At 70.1% G+C, this 19,943-nt stretch carries 13 protein-coding genes; 8 read left to right on the top strand and 5 right to left on the bottom strand.

Annotation, left to right across the window (positions count from 1 at the left end):
- Positions 1-36 precede the first annotated feature (36 nt).
- The 4 genes from VYL96_RS06395 (at position 37) to ilvA (ending at position 7,582) form a co-directional block, all read left to right on the top strand.
- A complete protein-coding gene (locus VYL96_RS06395; RefSeq protein WP_061917889.1) occupies positions 37-1,512 on the top strand; it encodes an IS1182 family transposase in 1,476 nt (491 codons plus the stop codon).
- 178 nt (positions 1,513-1,690) lie between these two features.
- Entirely contained in the window at positions 1,691-2,623 is a 933-nt protein-coding gene (rarD, locus tag VYL96_RS06400) for an EamA family transporter RarD (RefSeq protein ID WP_131886576.1), read from the top strand.
- Positions 2,624-2,658: 35 nt separating this feature from the next.
- A complete protein-coding gene (dnaE, locus tag VYL96_RS06405; protein ID WP_131886575.1) occupies positions 2,659-6,204 on the top strand; it encodes a DNA polymerase III subunit alpha in 3,546 nt (1,181 codons plus the stop codon).
- 103 nt (positions 6,205-6,307) lie between these two features.
- Positions 6,308-7,582 carry a threonine ammonia-lyase IlvA gene (gene ilvA, locus VYL96_RS06410; RefSeq protein WP_082904522.1) on the top strand — a complete coding sequence of 425 codons (1,275 nt, stop codon included), beginning with the start codon at positions 6,308-6,310 and terminating at the stop codon, positions 7,580-7,582.
- Between the two features lie 12 nt (positions 7,583-7,594).
- Here the strand turns inward: ilvA and treZ are convergent, their stop codons facing one another.
- Positions 7,595-9,340: a malto-oligosyltrehalose trehalohydrolase gene (gene treZ, locus VYL96_RS06415; RefSeq protein ID WP_243699816.1), complete on the bottom strand. Its 1,746-nt coding sequence runs from the start codon at positions 9,338-9,340 to the stop codon at positions 7,595-7,597.
- Between the two features lie 140 nt (positions 9,341-9,480).
- Here treZ and VYL96_RS06420 point away from each other — a divergent pair, with 140 nt between their 5' ends.
- The gene (locus tag VYL96_RS06420; RefSeq protein ID WP_131886573.1) at positions 9,481-10,155 is read left to right on the top strand and encodes an IMPACT family protein; all 675 of its coding nucleotides are present in this window, start codon (positions 9,481-9,483) and stop codon (positions 10,153-10,155) included.
- Positions 10,156-10,159: 4 nt separating this feature from the next.
- Positions 10,160-10,399 carry a hypothetical protein gene (locus VYL96_RS06425; protein ID WP_061229121.1) on the top strand — a complete coding sequence of 80 codons (240 nt, stop codon included), beginning with the start codon at positions 10,160-10,162 and terminating at the stop codon, positions 10,397-10,399.
- Positions 10,400-10,441: 42 nt separating this feature from the next.
- On the opposite strand, the gene VYL96_RS06430 is transcribed toward VYL96_RS06425, so the two are convergent.
- Positions 10,442-11,146 (bottom strand): nitroreductase, encoded by a 705-nt coding sequence (locus tag VYL96_RS06430; RefSeq protein ID WP_131886572.1) that lies wholly within the window; start codon positions 11,144-11,146, stop codon positions 10,442-10,444.
- Positions 11,147-11,519: 373 nt separating this feature from the next.
- Here VYL96_RS06430 and VYL96_RS06435 point away from each other — a divergent pair, with 373 nt between their 5' ends.
- Entirely contained in the window at positions 11,520-12,470 is a 951-nt protein-coding gene (locus VYL96_RS06435; protein ID WP_131886571.1) for a type IV toxin-antitoxin system AbiEi family antitoxin domain-containing protein, read from the top strand.
- A 183-nt stretch (positions 12,471-12,653) separates the two neighbouring features.
- Positions 12,654-13,019 carry an Hsp15 family ribosome-associated heat shock protein gene (locus VYL96_RS06440; protein WP_108847143.1) on the top strand — a complete coding sequence of 122 codons (366 nt, stop codon included), beginning with the start codon at positions 12,654-12,656 and terminating at the stop codon, positions 13,017-13,019.
- 71 nt (positions 13,020-13,090) lie between these two features.
- Here VYL96_RS06440 and treY read toward each other — a convergent pair whose 3' ends face one another.
- The 3 genes from treY to VYL96_RS06455 form a co-directional block, all read right to left on the bottom strand.
- Entirely contained in the window at positions 13,091-15,520 is a 2,430-nt protein-coding gene (gene treY, locus VYL96_RS06445; RefSeq protein ID WP_131886570.1) for a malto-oligosyltrehalose synthase, read from the bottom strand.
- Entirely contained in the window at positions 15,520-17,649 is a 2,130-nt protein-coding gene (gene glgX, locus VYL96_RS06450) for a glycogen debranching protein GlgX (RefSeq protein WP_007627730.1), read from the bottom strand. The genes treY and glgX overlap by 1 nt, the downstream gene beginning before the upstream one ends.
- Before the next feature lie 74 nt (positions 17,650-17,723).
- Entirely contained in the window at positions 17,724-19,883 is a 2,160-nt protein-coding gene (locus VYL96_RS06455; protein ID WP_243699815.1) for an acyltransferase family protein, read from the bottom strand.
- Positions 19,884-19,943 lie beyond the last annotated feature (60 nt).

A 19,943-nucleotide genomic window follows, 5' to 3' on the forward strand; every position in this document is an offset into this window, starting at 1 on the left:
CGCTGATGGGGCGGGTTCGGCGGGATAATTGTCGTCATGGGCGAGGAAGGGTTGTTCGCCGCCGAGGAGTTCCGCGTCGAGCGGGCTGACCGGCAGGGCGAGGTCGAGCCGGTGGGCGCAGGCAAGACATTTCGGGCGTTCGACCCGGGCCAGGGGTTGTTGCTGCCGCCGTCGCTGGATGACTGGCTTCCGGCCGATCATCTGGCACGGTTCGTGGCGGATCTGGTCGATGAGCACCTGGATTTATCGCGGATCTACGTCTCCTACCAGGAGGGGCGCGGGGCCCCGCCGTACGATCCGCGGTTGATGGTGCGGTTGCTGATCTTCGGCTACACCACGGGGGTGCGCTCCTCCCGCGGGATCGAGAAGGCCTGCACCGACATCGTCGCTTTCCGGTGGTTGGCGGCCGGGGCGGCCCCGGACTACCGCGCGATCGCCAGGTTTCGCAAGAGGCACCTGGCCGCGCTGGGCAACCTGTTCTTGCAGGCGTTGGCGTTGTGCCAGGCCGCCGGGATGGTCACGCTTGGACAGGTCGCGCTGGATGGGACGAAGCTGCGGGCGAACGCCTCCAAACGCAAGGCCATGTCGTACGCGCGGCTGACGGACAAGGAGAAGGTACTGGCCCAGGAGGTCTCCGATCTGCTGGCCGCCGCCGAGGCCATCGACAAGGCCGAGGACGCCAAGTTCGGCAAGAACCGGCGCGGGGACGAGCTGCCCGATGAGCTGGCCCGCCGAGAGTCTCGCCTGGTCAAGCTGCGCCAGGCCAAAGCTGCTCTGGAAGCCGACGCCGCCGCCGATGCGGCGGAGAAGGCTGAGGCTAAGGCCCGCGGTAAGGGCGAAGACGAAGACACCGTCGCGCAGAAGGCCGCTGAGGCCGCCGAGCGCGCCACGCCCAGGCCGAAGGCCCAGCGCAACTTCACCGACCCGGAGTCGAAGATCATGCTCACCGGGGACGGGTCGTTCGCTCAGTGCTACAACGGCCAGGCCGTGGTCGATGCCGCCCATCAGATCATCGTGGCGGCCGAGGTCAACGACTGTGCCGCCGACGTCGGCAACCTCATCCCCATGACCGAGCAGGCCATCAGCAACACGGGGCAGGCCCCGAAGCAGATGCTCGCCGATGCCGGGTACTGCTCAGCCGCGAACCTCGCCGCCTCCGCCGAGGTCACCGGCGAGCAGGGCACCGAGTTCTTCATCGCCACCGGACGACAGCGCAGCGGGGAACCGGCGCCGATCGCCCCCCGGGGACCGATCCCGGCCAGCGCCACGGACAAGCAGCGCATGGCCCGCAAGCTCGCCACGAAGAAAGGCCGAGCGGTCTACGCCCGGCGCAAAGCGATCGTCGAACCGGTCTTCGGACAGATGAGCACCCTGCAGAACGGCAAGCAACTCCTGATTCGCGGTCTGGACGCCGCCCGCGGTGAATGGCTACTGCTCGCTGCCTGCCACAACCTGCGAAAGCTCCACGGTCATATCGGCGCCACCGGGCTCGGCGGCCTCCAGATCGCCTGAACTGGCAGGCCCGGGCGACCTACAGGCTGACCCGCGGACTGAACGCCATCACCGCGGCTTCGCAAACCGAATACCTGTCCGCCAGTGACGCCGGCCCGAGCGCAACGCTCTCACGCACTCCGCCGTACTCTCGGCGCGCTTCGAGCCATTACTGACCCATGCTCCTAGGGTTGCGCCGGTGAACGGTGAGGCGGCAGGGGAGAAGGACAGGACGGTCGCCGTCGGCATGGCGGCCGGCGTCGCGGCGTACACGCTCTGGGGCTTCTTCCCCGCCTTCTTCCCGCTGCTCGAGCCCGCCGGGGCGGTCGAGATCCTCGCGCACCGGATCGTGTGGTCGTTCGTCGTCATGGCGATCGTGGTCACGCTGCTGCGCGGCTGGGGGCGGGTGCGCGCCGTGGACCGCGTCTCCTGGGCCCGTATCGGCGGTGCGGCCGTCTTCGTCTCGGCCAACTGGGGCGTCTACGTGTACGCGGTCAACTCCGAGCGGGTCACCGAGGCGGCCCTGGGGTACACCATCAACCCGCTGGTCAGCGTGCTGCTGGGCGTGATCGTCTTCCGCGAACGCCTCAGCCGCCCACAGTGGCTCGCGGTGGCCCTCGCCGTCGTCGCCGTCGGGGTCCTCACCGCCGGTTACGGTCACTTCCCGTACCTGTCGGTCATCCTCGCGGTGAGTTTCGGCCTGTACGGCGTGTTCAAGAAGAAGCTGCGCGTGGACCCGGTGACCGGGATGCTCGGCGAGGTCGCGGTGACGACGCCCGTCGCGGTGGCGTTCCTCGTCTGGCTGGGTGCGTCCGGCGCGGGCACCTTCACCGGGCACGGTGCGGGGCACTCCGCGCTGCTGGCCGCCTCCGGCCTCGTCACCGTGGTGCCACTGCTGCTGTTCGCCGTCGCCGCGCAGCGCATCCCGCTGGCCACCGTCGGCATGCTGCAGTACATCGTCCCGGTGCTGCAGATGGCGTGGGGACTGCTCGTCGTGGGAGAGCGACTCGACGCCGTCCAGTGGGTGGGCTTCGCGCTCATCTGGACCGCGGTCATCGCGTTCACGCTGGCCGGTCGCACGCCGCGCGCGGCCCGTCCTGGGGGTTCGAGGCCTGTCGGTGATCCGACCTAGACTGTGGCGGACGAGTCCGTAGGAGGAGTGCTTTCGTGGGCGATCAGTTCGTGCATCTGCACAATCACACCGAGTTCTCGATGCTCGACGGGATGGCGCAGATCGACCCGCTGTTCGCGGAGGCGTCACGTCTGGGTATGCCGGCCGTCGGGATGACCGACCACGGCAACATGTACGGCGCCTCGGACTTCTACAAGCAGGCCAAGAAGACCGGGGTCAAGCCCATCATCGGGATCGAGGCGTACGTCGCCCCCGAGTCGCGGTTCGAGAAGAAGCGCATCTTGTGGGGCGAGAAGCACCAGAAGAGCGACGACGTCGCCGGCTCCGGCGCCTACACGCACATGACGATGGTCGCCGAGAACGCCACCGGCCTGCGCAACCTGTTCCGGCTGTCCTCGCTCGCCTCGTACGAGGGGCAGCTGGGCAAGTGGGCGCGCATGGACGCGGAGATCCTCGCCGAGTACTCCGAGGGGATCATCGCCACCTCCGGCTGCCCCTCCGGCGAGATCCAGACCCGCCTGCGCCTCGGCCACAACAAGGAGGCCTACGAGGCCGCCGAGAAGTGGCAGTCGATCTTCGGCAAGGACAACTTCTTTCTCGAGCTCATGGACCACGGGATCGACATCGAGCGTCGGGTCCGCGAGGACCTCCTCAAGCTCGGTCGGGACCTGGGCATGCCGCCGCTCGTGACCAACGACTGCCACTACGTCACCCGCGAGCAGGCCCACGCTCACGAGGCCATGCTCTGCGTCCAGACCGGTAAGACCCTCGCCGACGAGAACCGCTTCAAGTTCGACGGGGACGGCTACTACCTCAAGTCCGCCCAGGAGATGCGCGCCCAGTGGGACTCCGAGGTCCCGGGCGCGTGCGACAACACCCTGTGGATCGCCGAGCGCGTCCAGCCGTACGACGACATCTGGACGCCGCGCGACCGGATGCCCAAGTTCCCCGTCCCCGAGGGCGAGACGGAGGACACGTGGCTGGCCAAGGAGGTCCACAAGGGCCTGCAGTGGCGCTTCCCCGACGGCGTGCCGCAGGAGTACATCGATCGCGCGAACTTCGAGCTCGAGGTCATCAAGGGCAAGGGTTACCCCGGTTACTTCCTCGTGGTCGGCGACCTCATCGAGCACGCCCGCTCGATCGGCATCAAAGTCGGGCCCGGCCGAGGGTCCGCCGCCGGCGCGCTGGTGGCGTACGCGCTGAAGATCACGAACATCGACCCCATCGAGCACGGCCTGCTGTTCGAGAGGTTCCTCAACCCCGAGCGGCCGTCCGCGCCCGATATAGATATCGACTTCGACGACCGGCGTCGCGGCGAGATGATCCGCTACGCCTCCGACAAATGGGGCGCCGACAAGATCGCCCAGGTCATCACCTTCGGCACCATCAAGACCAAGGCCGCCATCAAGGACGCCGCCCGCGTCAACTTCGGCCAGCCCGGGTACGCGATCGCCGACCGCATCACCAAGGCGCTGCCGCCGGCGATCATGGCCAAGGACATCCCGCTGTCCGGCATCACCGACCCCAAGCACGAGCGGTACGGCGAGGCCGCCGAGGTGCGCCAGCTCCTCGAGACCGACCCCGACGTCAAGCGGATCTACGACACGGCCCGCGGTCTCGAGGGCATGGTCCGTCAGGCCGGCGTCCACGCGTGCGCGGTGATCATGTCCTCCGAGCCACTGCTCGACGTGATCCCCATGTGGAAGCGCGCGCAGGACGGCGCCATCATCACCGGCTGGGACTACCCGTCGTGTGAGGACATCGGCCTGCTCAAGATGGACTTCCTGGGCCTGCGCAACCTCACGGTGATCGGCGACTGCCTGGAGAACATCAAGCTCAACCGCGGCGAGGAGATCGACCTCGACACGCTGAGCACGGACGACCAGGCCACCTACGACCTGCTCGCCCGCGGTGACACCCTCGGCGTGTTCCAGCTCGACTCCGGCGGCATGCGCGAGCTGCTCAAGCGGATGAAGCCCACCGGCTTCAACGACATCGTCGCCGCCCTCGCCCTGTACCGACCCGGCCCCATGGGCATGGGCACGCACTGGAATTACGCCGACCGCAAGAACGGCAAGCAGGAACTGGTGCCGATCCACCCCGAGTTGGAGGAGCCGCTCAAGGAGATCCTCGGGGAGACCCACGGCCTGATCGTCTACCAGGAGCAGATCATGGCCATCTCCCGCGAGCTCGCGGGATACACGGCCGGTGAGGCCGACGGCTTCCGTAAGGCCATGGGTAAAAAGAAGGCCGAGGTCCTGGCCGCGGAGTACGAGAAGTTCTCGGGCGGCATGTTCGAGCGCGGGTTCTCCAAGGAGGCCGTCGACGCGCTGTGGGGCACCATCGAGCCCTTCGCCTCGTACGCGTTCAACAAGTCCCACGCCGCCGGCTACGGTCTGGTGTCCTTCTGGACCGGCTACCTCAAGGCCAACTACCCGGCCGAGTACATGGCCGCGCTGCTCACCTCCGTCGGTGACGACAAGGACAAGGCCGCCCTCTACCTGTCCAACTGCCGGCAGATGGGTATCAAGGTGCTCCCGCCGTCGGTCAACGAGTCGCTGACGAACTTCGCGTCCGTCGGCAAGGACATCCGGTTCGGCCTGGGCGCCGTGCGCAACGTCGGCGCGCAGGTCGTGGACTCGATCGTCGCCGCCCGCGAGGCCAAGGGCGAGTTCACCGACTTCTCGGACTACCTCGCCAAGATCGACCAGACCGCCTGCACCAAGAAGGTCACCGAGTCGCTCATCAAGGCCGGCGCCTTCGACTCGCTCGGCCATCCGCGTAAGGGCCTGTTCCTGGTCCACGCCGACGCCGTGGAATCGGTCATGTCCACCAAGAAGGCCGAGGCCGTCGGCCAGTTCGACCTCTTCGGTGGGGGAGACGACACCGCGGCCGACACCGGCTTCGGTGACGTGTTCGCCGTCCGCGTGCCCGACGAGGAGTGGGACACCAAGCAGAAACTGGCCCTCGAGCGCGAGATGCTGGGCCTGTACGTCTCCGGCCACCCGCTCGACGGGCTCGAGGCCGCGCTGGAGGCCAAGACCGACACGAACATCGCCACGATCCACGAGGGCGAACTGCCCCACGGCACCGCCGTGACGATCGGCGGGATCATCTCCGGTGTCGACCGGCGGGTGAACAAGAACGGCGAGCCGTGGGCGATCGTGACGATCGAGGACTTCAACGGCAGCGTCGAGGTGCTGTTCTTCCCCAAGACCTACCGGATCGCCGCCCTGGACATCGCCGAGGACGCGGTCGTGCTGGTCAAGGCGAGGATCAACATCCGTGAGGACCGCGTGTCGGTCTTCGGCGACACCCTCGAGGTGCCGGACCTGGTCGTCGGCGGGAACGGCGCGCCGCTCGCGCTGACGCTGCAGACGCGGATGTGCACCATCGAGACCGTCACCGCGCTCAAGCAGGTCTTGGTCCGCCACCCCGGCCCCTCGGACGTCCACCTGCGGTTGGTCAACGGCAACTCCTCGACGGTCCTGCGGCTCGACGACCAACTGCGGGTCGAGACCTCGTCCTCCCTCATGGGAGACCTCAAGGCGCTACTCGGTGCCGGCTGCCTCGCGGGCTGACCGCGGCCGCCCGGCACACGCGTGTCTCGCCGGGTGCCGCGCGCCGCTGCGCACGCGGTGACCGGTTGGCGGTGATCGCGGGGGCGGTGGGACACTGGTGGTTGTGACCGCCACCGAACCCGCGCCCACCCAGGTCGTGACCACCGACGACATCGACGCCGCAGCCCGCCGGATCGGCGAGGTCATCCGGTCGACCGACCTGCAGGCCAGCGAGCGGCTCAGCGAGCAGACCGGCGCGCGCATCCTGCTCAAGCGGGAGGACCAGCAGGCGGTCCGTTCCTACAAGATCCGCGGCGCGTACAACCTCATGGCGCAGCTGACCGGCGACGAGCGCAGCGCGGGCGTGGTCACCGCCAGCGCCGGCAACCACGCCCAGGGCGTGGCGTTCGCCTGCCGGGTCCTGGGGATCAACGGCCGCATCTACGTGCCGACCAACACGCCCAAGCAGAAGCGCGACAGGATTCTGGCCCACGGCCGCAGCTGGGTCGAGCTCGTCGTGACCGGCACGAACTTCGACGCCGCGCAGGCGGCTGCCCGCGCGGACGCCAAGCGCACCGGGGCGACGATGGTGCCGCCGTTCGACCACCCCGACACGATGGCCGGACAGGGCACCATCGCCGCCGAGATCCTCGCGCAGCTCGACGAGGTCCCCGACGCCGTCGTGGTCCCGGTCGGTGGCGGCGGACTGGCCGGGGGCATCGCGACCTATCTGGCCGAGTACGCGCCGGACTGCAAGATCATCGCCGTCGAGCCCGCCGGCGCCCCGTCGCTGACGAGGGCACTGGAGGCGGGGGAGCCCGTCACCCTCGACACGGTCGACACCTTCGTCGACGGCGCCTCCGTCGCCCGGCTCGGTGACTTCCCATTCGGTGTCATCTCCTCGATGACCGAGCGGATCCAGGTCCTCACGGTGGACGAGGGCGCGGTGTGCACGGAGATGTTGGAGCTTTACCAGAACGAGGGGATCATCTGTGAGCCCGCCGGCGCGCTGGCGGTTACGGCCCTCCACCAGCTCGACATCGACGAGGGCGCCACTGTCGTCTGCATCGTCTCCGGCGGGAACAACGACGTCTCGCGGTACAGCGAGATCATCGAGCGATCCCTCGTCCACAAGGGGCTCAAGCACTACTTCCTGGTGAAGTTCCCGCAGGAGCCGGGCCAGCTGCGTCGCTTCCTCGACGAGGTCCTGGGTCCCGAGGACGACATCACGCTGTTCGAGTACCTCAAGCGCAACAACCGCGAATTCGGCGCGGCGCTGGTGGGCATCGAGCTCGGGTCGGCCACCGGTTTGCACTCGCTGCTCGAGCGTATGGACGCCTCCCGCATCGACTGCGAGCGCCTCGAGCCCGGCACCGCCGCGTACGAATACCTGACCTGACCCGACCGGGCGTCAGCGTGTCCGCACCACCGCGAACCCGAACGCCTGGCAGAACACCGACTCGGCGTCGGCCACCGCAGCAGAGGCCAGCACCGCCTCGCCGGCCAGCGGGACCCGGCACGGCTCGGTGCCCAGGTTCACCACCAACGCCAACGATCCACGATGGACCACCAGCCAGCGGTCGTCGTCGGCCTCCACACCGCACTCGACCCGAACCGGCGCCAGCCACGGATCGCTGAGCTCCGGCTCGGCCTTGCGCAGGGCGATCAGCGCGCGGTAGACGCGCAGGATCTCGGCGTGCTCATCGGCTGCCTGCTCCGAGCGGTCGAGCACCGAGCGGCGGAACGTCTCCGGATCCTGCGGGTCCGCCACCGTGTCGGGATCCCAACCCATCGCCGCGAACTCGCGCGTCCGTCCCTGCCGCACCGCCTCGGCCAGCTCCGGCTCGGGATGCGAGGTGAAGAAGCAGAACGGCGTCCGCGCACCCCACTCCTCGCCCTGGAACAGCATCGGCGTGAACGGCGAACACAGCACGATCGCGGCCTTGGCCAGCTGCTGCTGCGGCGTGAGATTCATCGACGGCCGATCTCCCGCCGCGCGATTACCCACCTGGTCGTGGGTCAGCGTGTAGGCGACGAACCGGCTGCCCGGCACCCGGTTCACATCCAGCGGCCGCCCGTGCACACGACCCCGGAAGGTCGAATAGGTTCCCGCGTGCAGGAACGCGCCCGTGAGCACCTGCCGCAACGACTCGAGCGACCCGTAGTCCACGTAGTAGCCCTGCCGCTCGCCGGAGACCGCGGCGTGGACGGCGTGGTGCACGTCGTCGTCCCACTGTCCGTCCAGCCCGAGGCCGCCGGCTTCCCGCGCGGTGACGGTCCGCGGATCGTTCTGGTCGGACTCCGCGATGAGCGACAGCGGCCGCCCGAGATGGGTGGACAGCGACTCGACCTCCACCGCCAACTGCTCCAGCAGGTGCACGGCCGACGCGTCGTGCAGCGCGTGCACGGCATCGAGGCGCAGCGCGTCCACGTGGAACTCGTCGAACCAGCGCAACGCATTGTCGATGATGTAGCGCCGCACCTCGCCCGAGTGCTCGCCGTCCAGGTTCACCCCCGACCCCCACGGCCCGTCCGCGGCGGAGAGGTACGGCCCGAACTCCGGGAGGTAGTTCCCTGACGGGCCCAGATGGTTGTAGACCACGTCCAGGCACACCGCCAGGCCGCGCGCGTGGCAGGCGTCCACGAACTGCTGGAACGCGTCCGGCCCGCCGTACGGCTCGTGCACCGCGAACCACGCCACCCCGTCGTAACCCCAGCCGTACTCGCCGTTAAATGCGTTGAGGGGCATCACCTCGACCATGTCCACCCCCAGCTCGACCAGCTCGTCGAGGTGCTCGATCGCACTGATCAGCGTCCCGCCGGGCGAGAAGGTGCCCACATGCATCTCGTAGATCACCGACCCGGCCAGCTGCCGGCCGGTCCACGCCGCGTCCGTCCAGCGGGACGGGTCGAGGCGGTGGACCCGCGACAGCCCGTGCACCCCGTCCGGCTGACGCGGCGACCGCGGGTCGGGCCGGGGCGGGCTGACCTCGTCGTCGTCGCCGGTCACCACGAACCCGTAGTCCCTGCCCTGCTCGCGGGGGACGCCGCACGTCCACCAGCCGTCCGCGGCGCGCCGCATGGGGACGGGGTCGGCGTCGGGGGAGTCCAGGACCAGCCCGACCGCGCGTGCCTCCGGTGCCCAGACGGAGAACATGTCGGCGCCGGTGGCTGTGGACGAGGTCGATTCGCTCGGTGAGGTCACACCGCCCAGCGTAGGGAAAACCGGTGCCCGCGGGGAGGGGTCGGGTCGGACCGCCGCGCCGCGTCACCGCCACCGGGCGCGATACTGGGGGCATGACCGCATTGCCGCCCGTGCTCAGGCTCTCCGCCGGTCCGGACGTGACGGGGGAGTACGAGGAGAAGCGCTCCAGGTTCGTGGCGGTGTTGAGACGGTGCGACGACGAGGAGGACGCCCGCGCCCTGATCGCCGACCTCCGCTCCGCGCATCCGGCGGCTCGCCACCACTGCAGTGCCTTCATCGTGGGCGACCCCGGGGCCGGCCTGATCGAGCGGACCAACGACGACGGCGAACCCTCCGGCACCGCCGGGACCCCCATGCTGGACGTCCTGCGGGGAAGCGGGCTGACCGGCGTGTGCGCGGTGGTCGTCCGGTGGTTCGGCGGCACCAAGCTCGGCACCGGCGGCCTCGCCCGCGCATACTCCGCCGCGGTGAGCGATGCCGTCGAGCAGGCGTGGACCGACGGGCGCGTCGTGGAGGTGACCCGGACCCCCGCGTGGAAGGCCGTGGTCGACCACTCCGTCGCCGGTGGACTCGAGGCGGCGCTGCGCTCGGCCGGCGTCCGCGTCCTCGACGTGGACTACGGCCGTCGAGTCGGGCTGACGGTGGCGGGGGAGTTCGGGGTGATCGGGCCGATCCTCGCCGCCCGCACGTCCGGGGGCGCCGAGTGGTCAGAGGCGGGGGTCGCGACCACCGAGACCGCGGCGACACGCCCGGATATGGAATCCTGAACGTATGAGCATGCAGCCCTACCAGCCGAACTCGATCGAGGCCCAGAAGCAGCAGGTCCGTAAGGATGCGCGGAACACGGCGATCGCGCTGGGTGTGACTGTGGTGTCGCTGCCGATCGCGTTGTTCGCGAGCTCGTTCTTCACGCTGGTGGCGATCATCGCCGGCATCCTGACGATCTACCACGGCAACAAGGTCCGCAAGGCGATCTCCGGCAAGCCGGACCAGAAGCGCGAGCTGTACTGAGCCGTCTCAGCCGTCTCAGCCGTCTCAGCCGTCTCAGCCGTCTCAGCCGTGGCGGCGCACGACGTCGCCCAGGTCCGCCCGCTCGGTGCGGAAGGTGTTGACCGGGTGGTTCTCGTCCGCGTAGCCGAAGGCGATCCCGCACACGATGAGCCGGTCGTCCGGGATCGACAGGTGCTCGCGGACCGCGTCCGAGTACAGGGCGATCGCGGCCTGCGCGCACGTCGCCACGCCCAGTGAGGTGGCCGCGGCCAGGAACGTCGACACGTAGCCGCCGCAGTCGACCGCTCCATAGGTGCCCAGCCCCGCGTCCGAGGTGATGATCGCGACATGAGGGGCGCCGAAGAAGCGGTAATTCTCCAGCATCTGGCGCAGTCGCGCCTCCTGGTCCGACCGCTCGATGCCCAGCGCGGTGTAGAGGCCGTAGCCACTGGCCCGCCGACGGTCCCCGTACACGCCGTCGTACCGCTCCGGCGCCGGGAAATCCGAGCGCATGTCGTTGGCCAGCACGTGCTCGGTGAGGTGCGTGCTGAACGCGGCCGTCGCGTCCCCGGTCACGAGGTCGACCTGCCAGGCCTGCGAGTTGCACCACGACGCCGTGCGCTGGGCCATCCGCAGGATCTGCTCGATCGTCTCCTCCGGCACCGGCTCCGAGGTGAAGCCGCGGCAACTGTAGCGCTCGTCGAGGATCCGCTCGAGCGTGGCGGCGGCGTCGAGAGTGGCCGGGGCGATCGAGGCGGCGTCGGTCATGGGTCCTCCAGGGAGCTGCGGGGTGGTGTGATCCCAGTCTCCCATGGCGCCCCGGCTCGGGCCCCCCGACGATCTGCCCCTCGGATCGTCACCTGCCCTAGGAACTCCTGGAGCAACTCGCGATCCGAGGGGCAGAACGCCGACGGCCGCATCGGAGGCTCACGCCGGCTACGGCTGGATGTCCACTCTGGCGGGACTTTCGGCCGTCGGAAGCCAGATCGTGAGGATCCGGACCGCCCGGCGGGAACTCGTCCACTCGCCGCCCCGACAGCGGCGATGAGGCAGGTCAGTTCGCTGGCGCACGCAGTCACAGTCGCCGCCCCGATCCACAGCAGGAACGAGTCGAGCACCGGGATGAGCCGGAACCGGCCGGATGAGCACCGAGGATCTGACCATGGCTACTTTCGATGACCTGCGAGCACTTCTCCACACGACTGAACAGTTGATGGCGGCCGGCTTCAGTACCCAGTCGCTCGGTAGAGCGGTCGCCTCGGGCGATCTCATCCGCCTGCGGCCCGGCTTCTACGTCGACCGATCCACGCGAGAGCTCGGGCGAGAGGAGCGGCACCTGCTCATGGTGCTGGCGGCGGACCGCGCCCTCGCATGCCCGGTGTTCACCCACTGGTCGGCAGCACTCGTCCTCGGATTGCCGGGCTGGGATCTGCCACTCGGAACCGTGTCGTTGTCCCGCGCCGGGCACGCCCAGAGATCCCGTACCACCAGGCTGACTAGGCATGACGTGACCCCGTTGGCGGAAGACGACGTCCACGTGGTCGACGGGCTCCGCGTGACCCGCCCGGAACGCACCATCGTGGACGTGGCCAGGGCGTGCGCACCACCGGCGAGCGTGGCAGTCGCAGATGCGGCCTTCAAGGCGGAGGCGGTCACTGCGGCGTCGGTGGACGACGCGCTGAGCCGCGCGGCCGGTAAATCCGGTGTCAAACGCGCGCGGGCCGCGCTGGCCCGAGTCGATGCCCGCAGCGAGAGCGTCGCGGAGACCCGCAGTCGCCTGATCTTCGCGGACTACGGTCTTCCTGAGCCTCAGACACAGGTCGACATCTTCGATACCCACGGCGACTTCGTCGCTCGCGTGGACTTCCTCTGGCCGGAGCTCGGTCTGATCGGCGAATGCGACGGTTTCGGCAAGTACCTCGATGGCGCGGATGCGGCAGAGGCCCGGCGCCGACTGGGTGTGGAGAAAGATCGAGATGCCGCGCTCATGGCTCTGGGCTACCGGGTGCTCCACTGGCGCTGGGCGGATCTCGACAAGCCTCGGCTACTGGTACAGCGCCTTCGGAGCGTGATGTACCCGGCCGCCGCCTGACTACGGCGGCTGACCGTCACGATCCGCCCCTCGAATCTCGATTCGCCCTCCGCAAATCGACCCACCCTAGGAACTCCGAGGGCAGATCGTCATCCGAGGGGCGGATCACCGATCGAAGGGCGTATCGCCGTCATGAGACCGCGCGGGCCGCGTGGAGGCTCCGGGCGCGGTTATCCTCGGGCCATGGGTGTGCGGGTGGACGCGTGGACGTGGTCGGTGCGGTTGTTCCCGTCGCGGACCAAGGCGGCGGCCGCCTGTCGGGGTGGCCACGTCAAGGTCAACGGCGAGGCGGTGCAACCGTCGAAGAACGTCGTGCCCGGCGACCGGGTCCAGGTGACGGGCGCGCTCGGCCGGATCCGCATTCTCGAGGTGGTCGAGACGGTGAGCAAGCGGGTCGGGGCTCCGGTGGCGGCGACCTGCTATATCGACCACTCGCCCCCGCCGCCGCCCAAGGAGGTCCTGGCCTCCCAACCGCGACGGGACCGCGGCGCGGGCCGGCCCACCAAGCGCGAGCGGCGGGAGACCGACAGGCTGCTGGGCCGCGGCTGACCCAGCCCACCCGGCCCAGCCCGACCTCACCCAGCCCGACCGGGCGGACCCGACACGCCAGTCGCCCCGCCTCAGTCCTCGCGAACGATCACCACGACGGGGGAGGCGCTGAGCAACTCGCCCACGTCCACGCGCCCGGAGATCGTCGTGCCGTCGGGCCGCACCGCCCACGTCCCCTCCGGCAGTAGGGCGGTGGTGCCTCCGAGATCGCCGGCGCTGAGGACCGCCGTCCGCCGCCGGGCGATCAGCCCGACCGCCGCGCGGCCGTCGACCGACCGCGTGAACGCGACCACGTCCGCGGCGGCGGGACCGTGCACGGGAAGGGGCACGTGCGCCCCGCCGACGAGGTCCGCCGGGTGCGCGCGGCGGATCCGCAGCAGCTCGCGGACCAGCGCGAACTTCGGGTGACCGGCGCGGGCTACGGCGCCCGAGCGCAGCGGACCGTAATCCACGAACCGCCGGTTATCCGGGTCGACGAGCGAGTCCTCCCACACCTCGGTCCCCTGGTAGACGTCCGGCACGCCGGGGGAGAGCAGCTGCACGGCCTTGGCGACGAGTGCGTTGTCGCGTCCGGCCGGGGCGATGCGCTCGACGAACGGGCCGATGAGCGCGGCGCCGGAGCCGAGGAGGGTGTCGATCCACTCGTGGGCGGCGGACTCGAACTCCGCGTCCTGATCGGTCCATCTGGTGTGGACCGCGGCCTCCCGCAGAGCCTTGTCGGCGTAGGCGTGCAGGCGCGAGCGCAGCTCGTCGGTCGGCCCGCCCGGTTCCGGCCACACGCCCACGACGATCTGCAGCAGGAAGTAGCCGGCGTCCTCGGCCGGCGGGGGATGGGCCTCGAACACGCGGGAGACCAGGTCGGCCCACGCGTCGGGGATCTGCGAGAGGACTGAGATCCGGGCGCGGACGTCCTCACCGCGCTTGGTGTCGTGGGTGCTCAGCGCGGTCATGGCCAGTGGTGTGGCGCGGGCGCGTTCGGCCATCGCCAGGTGGAACGCCTCGACGGGCAGGCCCATCCGCCCGGGGGAGCCGCCGACCTCGTTGAGCGAGACGAGCCTCCCGAGCCGGTAGAAGAGCCGGTCCTCCTCGGCCTTCGCGGTGGCGGCGCCGGTGACCTGCGCGAGCCGGGTGGAAGCCTCCCCGCCGCGGGCGAGTGCGCGGGCCACGAGCCGTAGCGCGGGCGCGAGCCCGGGCCGGTCGCGGCGCAGCCGATCGAGGATGGCCGGGAGGGTGCCCCGCAGGACGGGATAGTCGGCCCGGTAGAACGGCGTGTGCGCGATCACCGAGACCAGGGCCTCGCGGAGGTCGACCTCCTCGACGTCGTCGCTCGTCGATCCGTCGTGCCCGACGGCGGCCTCGCGGCGCACGACGCGGGAGAGCCGGGCGAGTTCGGGGGCGAGGTCCTCGGCGACGATCTGCCGTTTGAGCTCGGCGGACTGCGCGTGGACCCGGTCCTCGTCGCCCGGGTCACCGCTGTACCGCGCGGCGAGCTCGGACAGCCGTGCCTCGCCGGAGGTGTCGACGAGCAGCTGGTCGATGAGCCGCAGGGCGTCGTAGCCGGTCGTGCCGTCGACCCCCATGGCCGGCTCGAGCACCTCGTCGGGCGCGAGGATCTTCTCCACCAGCACGAGCCGGTCCGGCCCGACGAGGTCGCGCAGCCGGCGCGCGTAACCCACCGGGTCGGACAACCCGTCCGGGTGGTCGACGCGGATGCCGTCGACGAGGTCCTCCTCGCACCACCGGCGCACCTCGGCGTGGGTGGCGTCGAAGACCGCGGGGCCCTCCTGGCGCAGGCCGGCCAGGCCGGTGACGGTGAAGAACCGCCGGTAGCCGAGCAGCGGCTCGCGCCAGTGGACGAGCCGGTAGTGCTGGCGGTCGTGGACCTGCTGCGCGGTGCCGCCCCCGGTCCCCGGAGCGATGGGGAAGCGGTGGTCGTAGAAGTGCAGTTCGGCCTCGCCGCTCGCGGAGTCCCCCGGGGCGACTACGACGAGGTCGGCCACGTCCTCCGGGGAGCCCAGGACGGGGATCGCGATCCTGCCGTCCGCCCCGTTGGCCTCCTCGGTGTCGAAGTCGAAGAAGCGGTGGTACTCCGAGTCGGGGCCCCGCCGCAGCGCGTCCCACCACCAGGGGTTGGCGGCCGGCTCGTCCACGCCGAGGTGGTTGGGCACGATGTCGGCGATCAGCCCCAGCCCGTGGGCGCGGCACGCCGCACGCAGGGAACGCAGGGCGTCGATTCCGCCGAGCTCGGGCGAGACCTCGGTGGGGTCGACGACGTCGTATCCGTGGGTCGAACCGGGCGTGGCGGTCAGGACGGGCGAGAGATACACCGCGCCCACCCCGAGGTCGGCGAGGTAGGGCACGAGGCCCTCCGCGTCGGCCAGGGTGAAGCCGCGGCCGTCGGGGTCGGAGGCGGGGGTGCGCAGCTGGAGGCGGTACGTGCTGGAGAGCACGTCGACCCGGGCACGCAGGTCCGATCCCGCGCCGTTCGCGGCGTGGCTCATCAGCGCAGCTTCCGGAGGACCGCCGTGCCGCGGCCGTCCACGACGAGGGTGCCGTCGGAGGGCAGGTCCCCGTTGTGGTCGCCGGCGGGCCGGGTGGTGTCCAGGACAATCTCCCACGCCTCGGCGTACTCCGGGCCGAGCAACGAGAAGTGGATGGGTTCGTGGTGGGCGTTGAACAGCATGAGGAACGAGTCGTCGATGATCCGCTGCCCACGCTCGTCCGGCTCGCGGATGCCCTCGCCGTTGAGGTAGACGGCCAGGGACTTGCCGAAGCCGGAGTCCCAGTCCTTGCTCGTCATCTCCGAGCCGTCGGGGGCGAACCACGCAATGTCCTGCGGGTCCTCCTCGCCGCGCACCGGGGTGCCGAAGAAGCGTCGACGCCGGAACACGGGGTGGTTCTTCCGCAGGTGGACGAGCTCGCGGGTGAAGGCGAGCAGGTCCTCCTGCTCCTCGTCGAGGTCCCAGTTCATCCACGACGTCTCGTTGTCCTGGCAGTAGACGTTGTTGTTGCCGTGCTGGGTGCGCGCGATCTCGTCACCGTGGGCGATCATCGGCGTGCCCTGCGAGAGGATGAGGGTCGTGAGCAGGTTGCGCTTCTGACGGCGGCGCAGGGCGAGGATCTCGGGGTCGTCGGTGGGCCCCTCGACGCCGCAGTTCCAGGAGCGGTTGTGGCTCTCGCCGTCGTTGTTGTCCTCCCCGTTGGCCTCGTTGTGTTTCTCGTTGTAGGTCACGAGGTCGTTGAGGGTGAAACCGTCGTGCGCGGTGACGAAGTTGATCGACGCGGTGGGGCGCCTGCCGGTGGCCTCGTACAGGTCGGAGGAGCCGGTGAGGCGGGAGGCGAACTCGCCCAGGGTGGCGGGCTCGCCGCGCCAGAAGTCGCGCACCGTGTCGCGGAACTGGCCGTTCCACTCCGTCCACAGGGGCGGGAAGTTGCCCACCTGGTATCCGCCCTCACCGACGTCCCACGGCTCGGCGATGAGCTTGACCTGGCTGACCACCGGGTCCTGTTGGACGAGGTCGAAGAACGAGGACAGCCGGTCGACCTCGTGCAGGCCGCGGGCCAGCGACGAGGCGAGGTCGAAGCGGAAGCCGTCGACGTGCATGTCGAGGATCCAGTACCGCAGCGAGTCCATGATGAGCTGCAGCGAGTGCGGGTGCCGGACGTTGAGAGTGTTACCGGTCCCCGTGTAGTCCATGTAGAACTGCTCGTCGCCCTCGACCAGGCGGTAGTAGGCCTGGTTGTCGATACCGCGGAAGCCGATGGTGGGCCCCAGGTGGTTGCCCTCGGCGGTGTGGTTGTAGACCACGTCGAGGATCACCTCGATGTTCGCCTCGTGGAAGGCCTTGACCATGGCCTTGAACTCGCTCACGGCGTCGCCGGGCTGGCGGGAGAAGGCGTACTCGTTGTGCGGGGCGAGGAACCCGAAGCTGTTGTAACCCCAGTAGTTGCGCAGGCCCTTGTCGATGAGCGGCTGGTCGTGCATGAATTGGTGCACCGGCATGAGCTCGATCGCGGTGACCCCCAGTTCGGTGAGGTAGTCGATGATCGCGGGGTGGCTCATCCCGGCGTAGGTGCCGCGCATCTCGGCGGGGATGTCGGGGTGGGTGGCCGTCATACCCTTGACGTGCGCCTCGTAGATGATCGTGTTGTGATACTCGTGGCCGGGCGCCCGGTCGTTGCCCCAGTCGAAGTAGGGGTTGATCACGACGGTGGTCATGGTGTGCCCGAGCGAGTCCTCGGTGTTGCGCTCGTCCGGATTGTCGAGGTCGTAGCTGTGCAGGCTCGGGTGCCCGTCGAAGGTGCCGTCGAACGCCTTGCCGTACGGGTCGAGCAGCAGCTTGGACGGGTCGCACCGTAGCCCGTTCTCCGGCTCGTACGGCCCGTGGACGCGGAATCCGTACCGCTGACCCGGGGTCACCCCGAACAGGTAGCAGTGCCAGATGTGGTAGTCGACCTCCTCGAGTTCCACGCGCTGTTCGCTGCCGTCGTCGTCGATCAGGCAGAGCTCGACGCGCTCCGCGACCTCGGAGAACAGGGAGAAGTTGGTGCCGGTGCCGTCGTAGGTGGCCCCCAGCGGGTAAGGGGTTCCCGGCCAGGCGCGGATGAGCTCCGGGGCGGCTTGCGTCACGTCATCTTGGGTCACGCTGCCCAAGGGTAGTGCCTATCGGAACCCGGCGAGGCCCTCGTACGCGAAGGTCCCGGTCACCACCAGCCGGTGGCGGGCCCCATCTGACGGGCCAGTTCGCCGGACGCGGAGCGCACCCAGGAGCCGGACAGATGGTGCGAGTCGTGGTAGACGATCACGTTGCCCACCACGGCGGGGCAGACCTCGGGGTCGCACAGTCCGTCGGTGAGGTCGAGCAGCCGTACGGAGTCGAGGCCGGCGCCGGCGAGCGCGGCGGGGTTGACGGGGGAGATGGAGCGCTCGCGCGGCATGCCGCACTCGGCCGGGGTGCCGCCGTCGCCGAGGCAGTCGGAGGCGCGGATCGGGCCGCGGCCGCGGTTGAGCCACGGGGTGTCGCGGATGGCGATGACGCCGATGCCCTGCTCGCCGAGCGCGCGCCACAGGTCGACGTACTGCCGGGGCGTGACGTCGGGTCCGACCACGCCGACGGGGCGGGTGGCGGTGGTGAAGACGAAGTCCGGGTCCAGCCCGACGAGCGCCGCCAGCGCCTCGGGGGTCCACTCGGCGCAGCTCTCGTAGAGCGGTTCGTCGCCGTCGGAGACCGAGGCGTCCAGGGTGAGGGGGCAGCCCATCTTGAGGACGGTGACGACGCGGAAGCCGTAGTGCCGGCCGACCTCGTCGAGGCCGCTGATCCAGTGCTCGGCGTGGGAGCCGCCGGTGAGCGCGATGGTGCGGGGGGAGGTGACGTCGCCGTAGACGCACATCTCCACCTCGGACGACTCGAAGGTCGAGATGCATCCGTCCATGGTGCTGGCGGGCAGGTCGTTGCCCACCTGGAGCAGGGAGGGGACGTACCCGACGTCGTCGGGCGCGGGGACGCCCTCGAGGAACGCCCGCGCGCCGGGGTGGTCCGGGTCGGTGAGGGAGTCGACGTAGGGCACGGCCGAGCGGGAGCCCGAGGTGGCGCCCCACCAGCCGACGGTGGCCACGCTGGCGACGGCGGCGACGACGACGAGGACGCTCGCGCGGACGAACAGCCCCTGCTCCCGGGCCGAGCGGGCCGGGCCGCCCCGCAGCCGGTCGCGGGCGGCGGCCGCCGGGGTGGTGCGCCCGCGGGCCCGGCTGGCCATCCGCAACGGTCGTTCGACGTACTTCTCCGTGAGAAGCGCCAGCACGATCGACACGGCGATGATCACGAGACCGGAGACGAGCGTGATCTCGGCCTCCCGGTCGTGGGAGAGCCACAGGATGAGCAGCGGCCAGTGCCACAGGTAGAGCGAGTAGGAGATGTCCCCGAGGCGCCGGAACAGCCGGCCGGACAGCAGCCAGGTGATCGGGTCCCGGGCCGGGGTGGCGCGCAGGCCGGGCGGGAGGTTTCCACCGAGGATGATGAGCAGCGCGCCGCCGATGGGGTACCAGGCCAGCGGGCCGGGGAAGTGGCCCGCGCCGTCGAAGAAGAACCCGGTGCTCACCACCAGGAAGAGGCCGGCGGCGGTGGTGAGCAGGCGCAGGGGCCACGGCAGGACGATCCCGGCCAGGACGATCGCCACCAGGCCGCCGACGAGCAGCTCCCACATGCGGGCGCCGGTGTCGTAGTAGTTCCACGGCTGGTTGGCGGACTGCCCGAGTACGGCCCACCACGCCGAGGTGGCGGTGCCGGCGGCCACGATGCCGACGAGGACCCACTTCGGGGTCCCGCGGCGGACGAGTCGACGCCAGAGCAGGCTCACGCCGAGGATCACCGCGAGGGCCACGAGGTAGAACTGGCCCTGGACGGACATCGACCACAGGTGCTGCAGCGGCGAGATGGTCGCGTCGGCGGCCGCGTAGTCCGAGGCGGTGAGCGCCAGTTCCCAGTTCTGGTAGTACAGCAGCGAGGCCACGGTCTGCTCGAAGATCGCCGACCACTGGGTGGGCGGCTTGATGAGCACGGTGCCGAGGACGGTCGCGGCGACGGTCACCACCAGCGCCGGGTACAGCCTGCGGACCAGGCGCTTGAGGTGCGGCAGCGGGTTGAGGGGCGTGTCCGGGTCACCGGCGCCGCGCAGGAGCGAGCCGAGGAAGAAGAACCCGGACAGGGTGAGGAACACGTCGACGCCGCCGGAGACGCGGCCCATCCAGATGTGGAACACCACGACCAGTGCGATCGCGAGGCCGCGCAGGCCGTCGATGTCGTGCCGGTAGGCCATCGTCCCGCGGCGCCGGGGGGCGGGCGCGGGAGCAGGGATGGAGGCCACTGGCTGGTACTTCCTGACGTCTCGTCCGGGGGTCGCGGATGGCCCCGGCCCGGCATCCGG

The sequence above is a fragment of the Dietzia maris genome (genome assembly GCF_036287335.1).
Lineage (GTDB): Bacteria > Actinomycetota > Actinomycetes > Mycobacteriales > Mycobacteriaceae > Dietzia > Dietzia cinnamea.

Bases quoted from the DNA above. Each gene is read 5' to 3' on its own strand.
- VYL96_RS06395 (WP_061917889.1), top strand. From the start codon at position 37: ATGGGCGAGGAAGGGTTGTTCGCCGCCGAGGAGTTCCGCGTCGAGCGG.
- treZ (WP_243699816.1), bottom strand. From the start codon at position 9,340: ATGTTCTCCGTCTGGGCACCGGAGGCACGCGCGGTCGGGCTGGTCCTG.
- VYL96_RS06420 (WP_131886573.1), top strand. From the start codon at position 9,481: ATGACCGCATTGCCGCCCGTGCTCAGGCTCTCCGCCGGTCCGGACGTG.
- VYL96_RS06425 (WP_061229121.1), top strand. From the start codon at position 10,160: ATGAGCATGCAGCCCTACCAGCCGAACTCGATCGAGGCCCAGAAGCAG.
- VYL96_RS06430 (WP_131886572.1), bottom strand. From the start codon at position 11,146: ATGACCGACGCCGCCTCGATCGCCCCGGCCACTCTCGACGCCGCCGCC.
- VYL96_RS06435 (WP_131886571.1), top strand. From the start codon at position 11,520: ATGAGCACCGAGGATCTGACCATGGCTACTTTCGATGACCTGCGAGCA.
- VYL96_RS06440 (WP_108847143.1), top strand. From the start codon at position 12,654: ATGGGTGTGCGGGTGGACGCGTGGACGTGGTCGGTGCGGTTGTTCCCG.
- treY (WP_131886570.1), bottom strand. From the start codon at position 15,520: ATGAGCCACGCCGCGAACGGCGCGGGATCGGACCTGCGTGCCCGGGTC.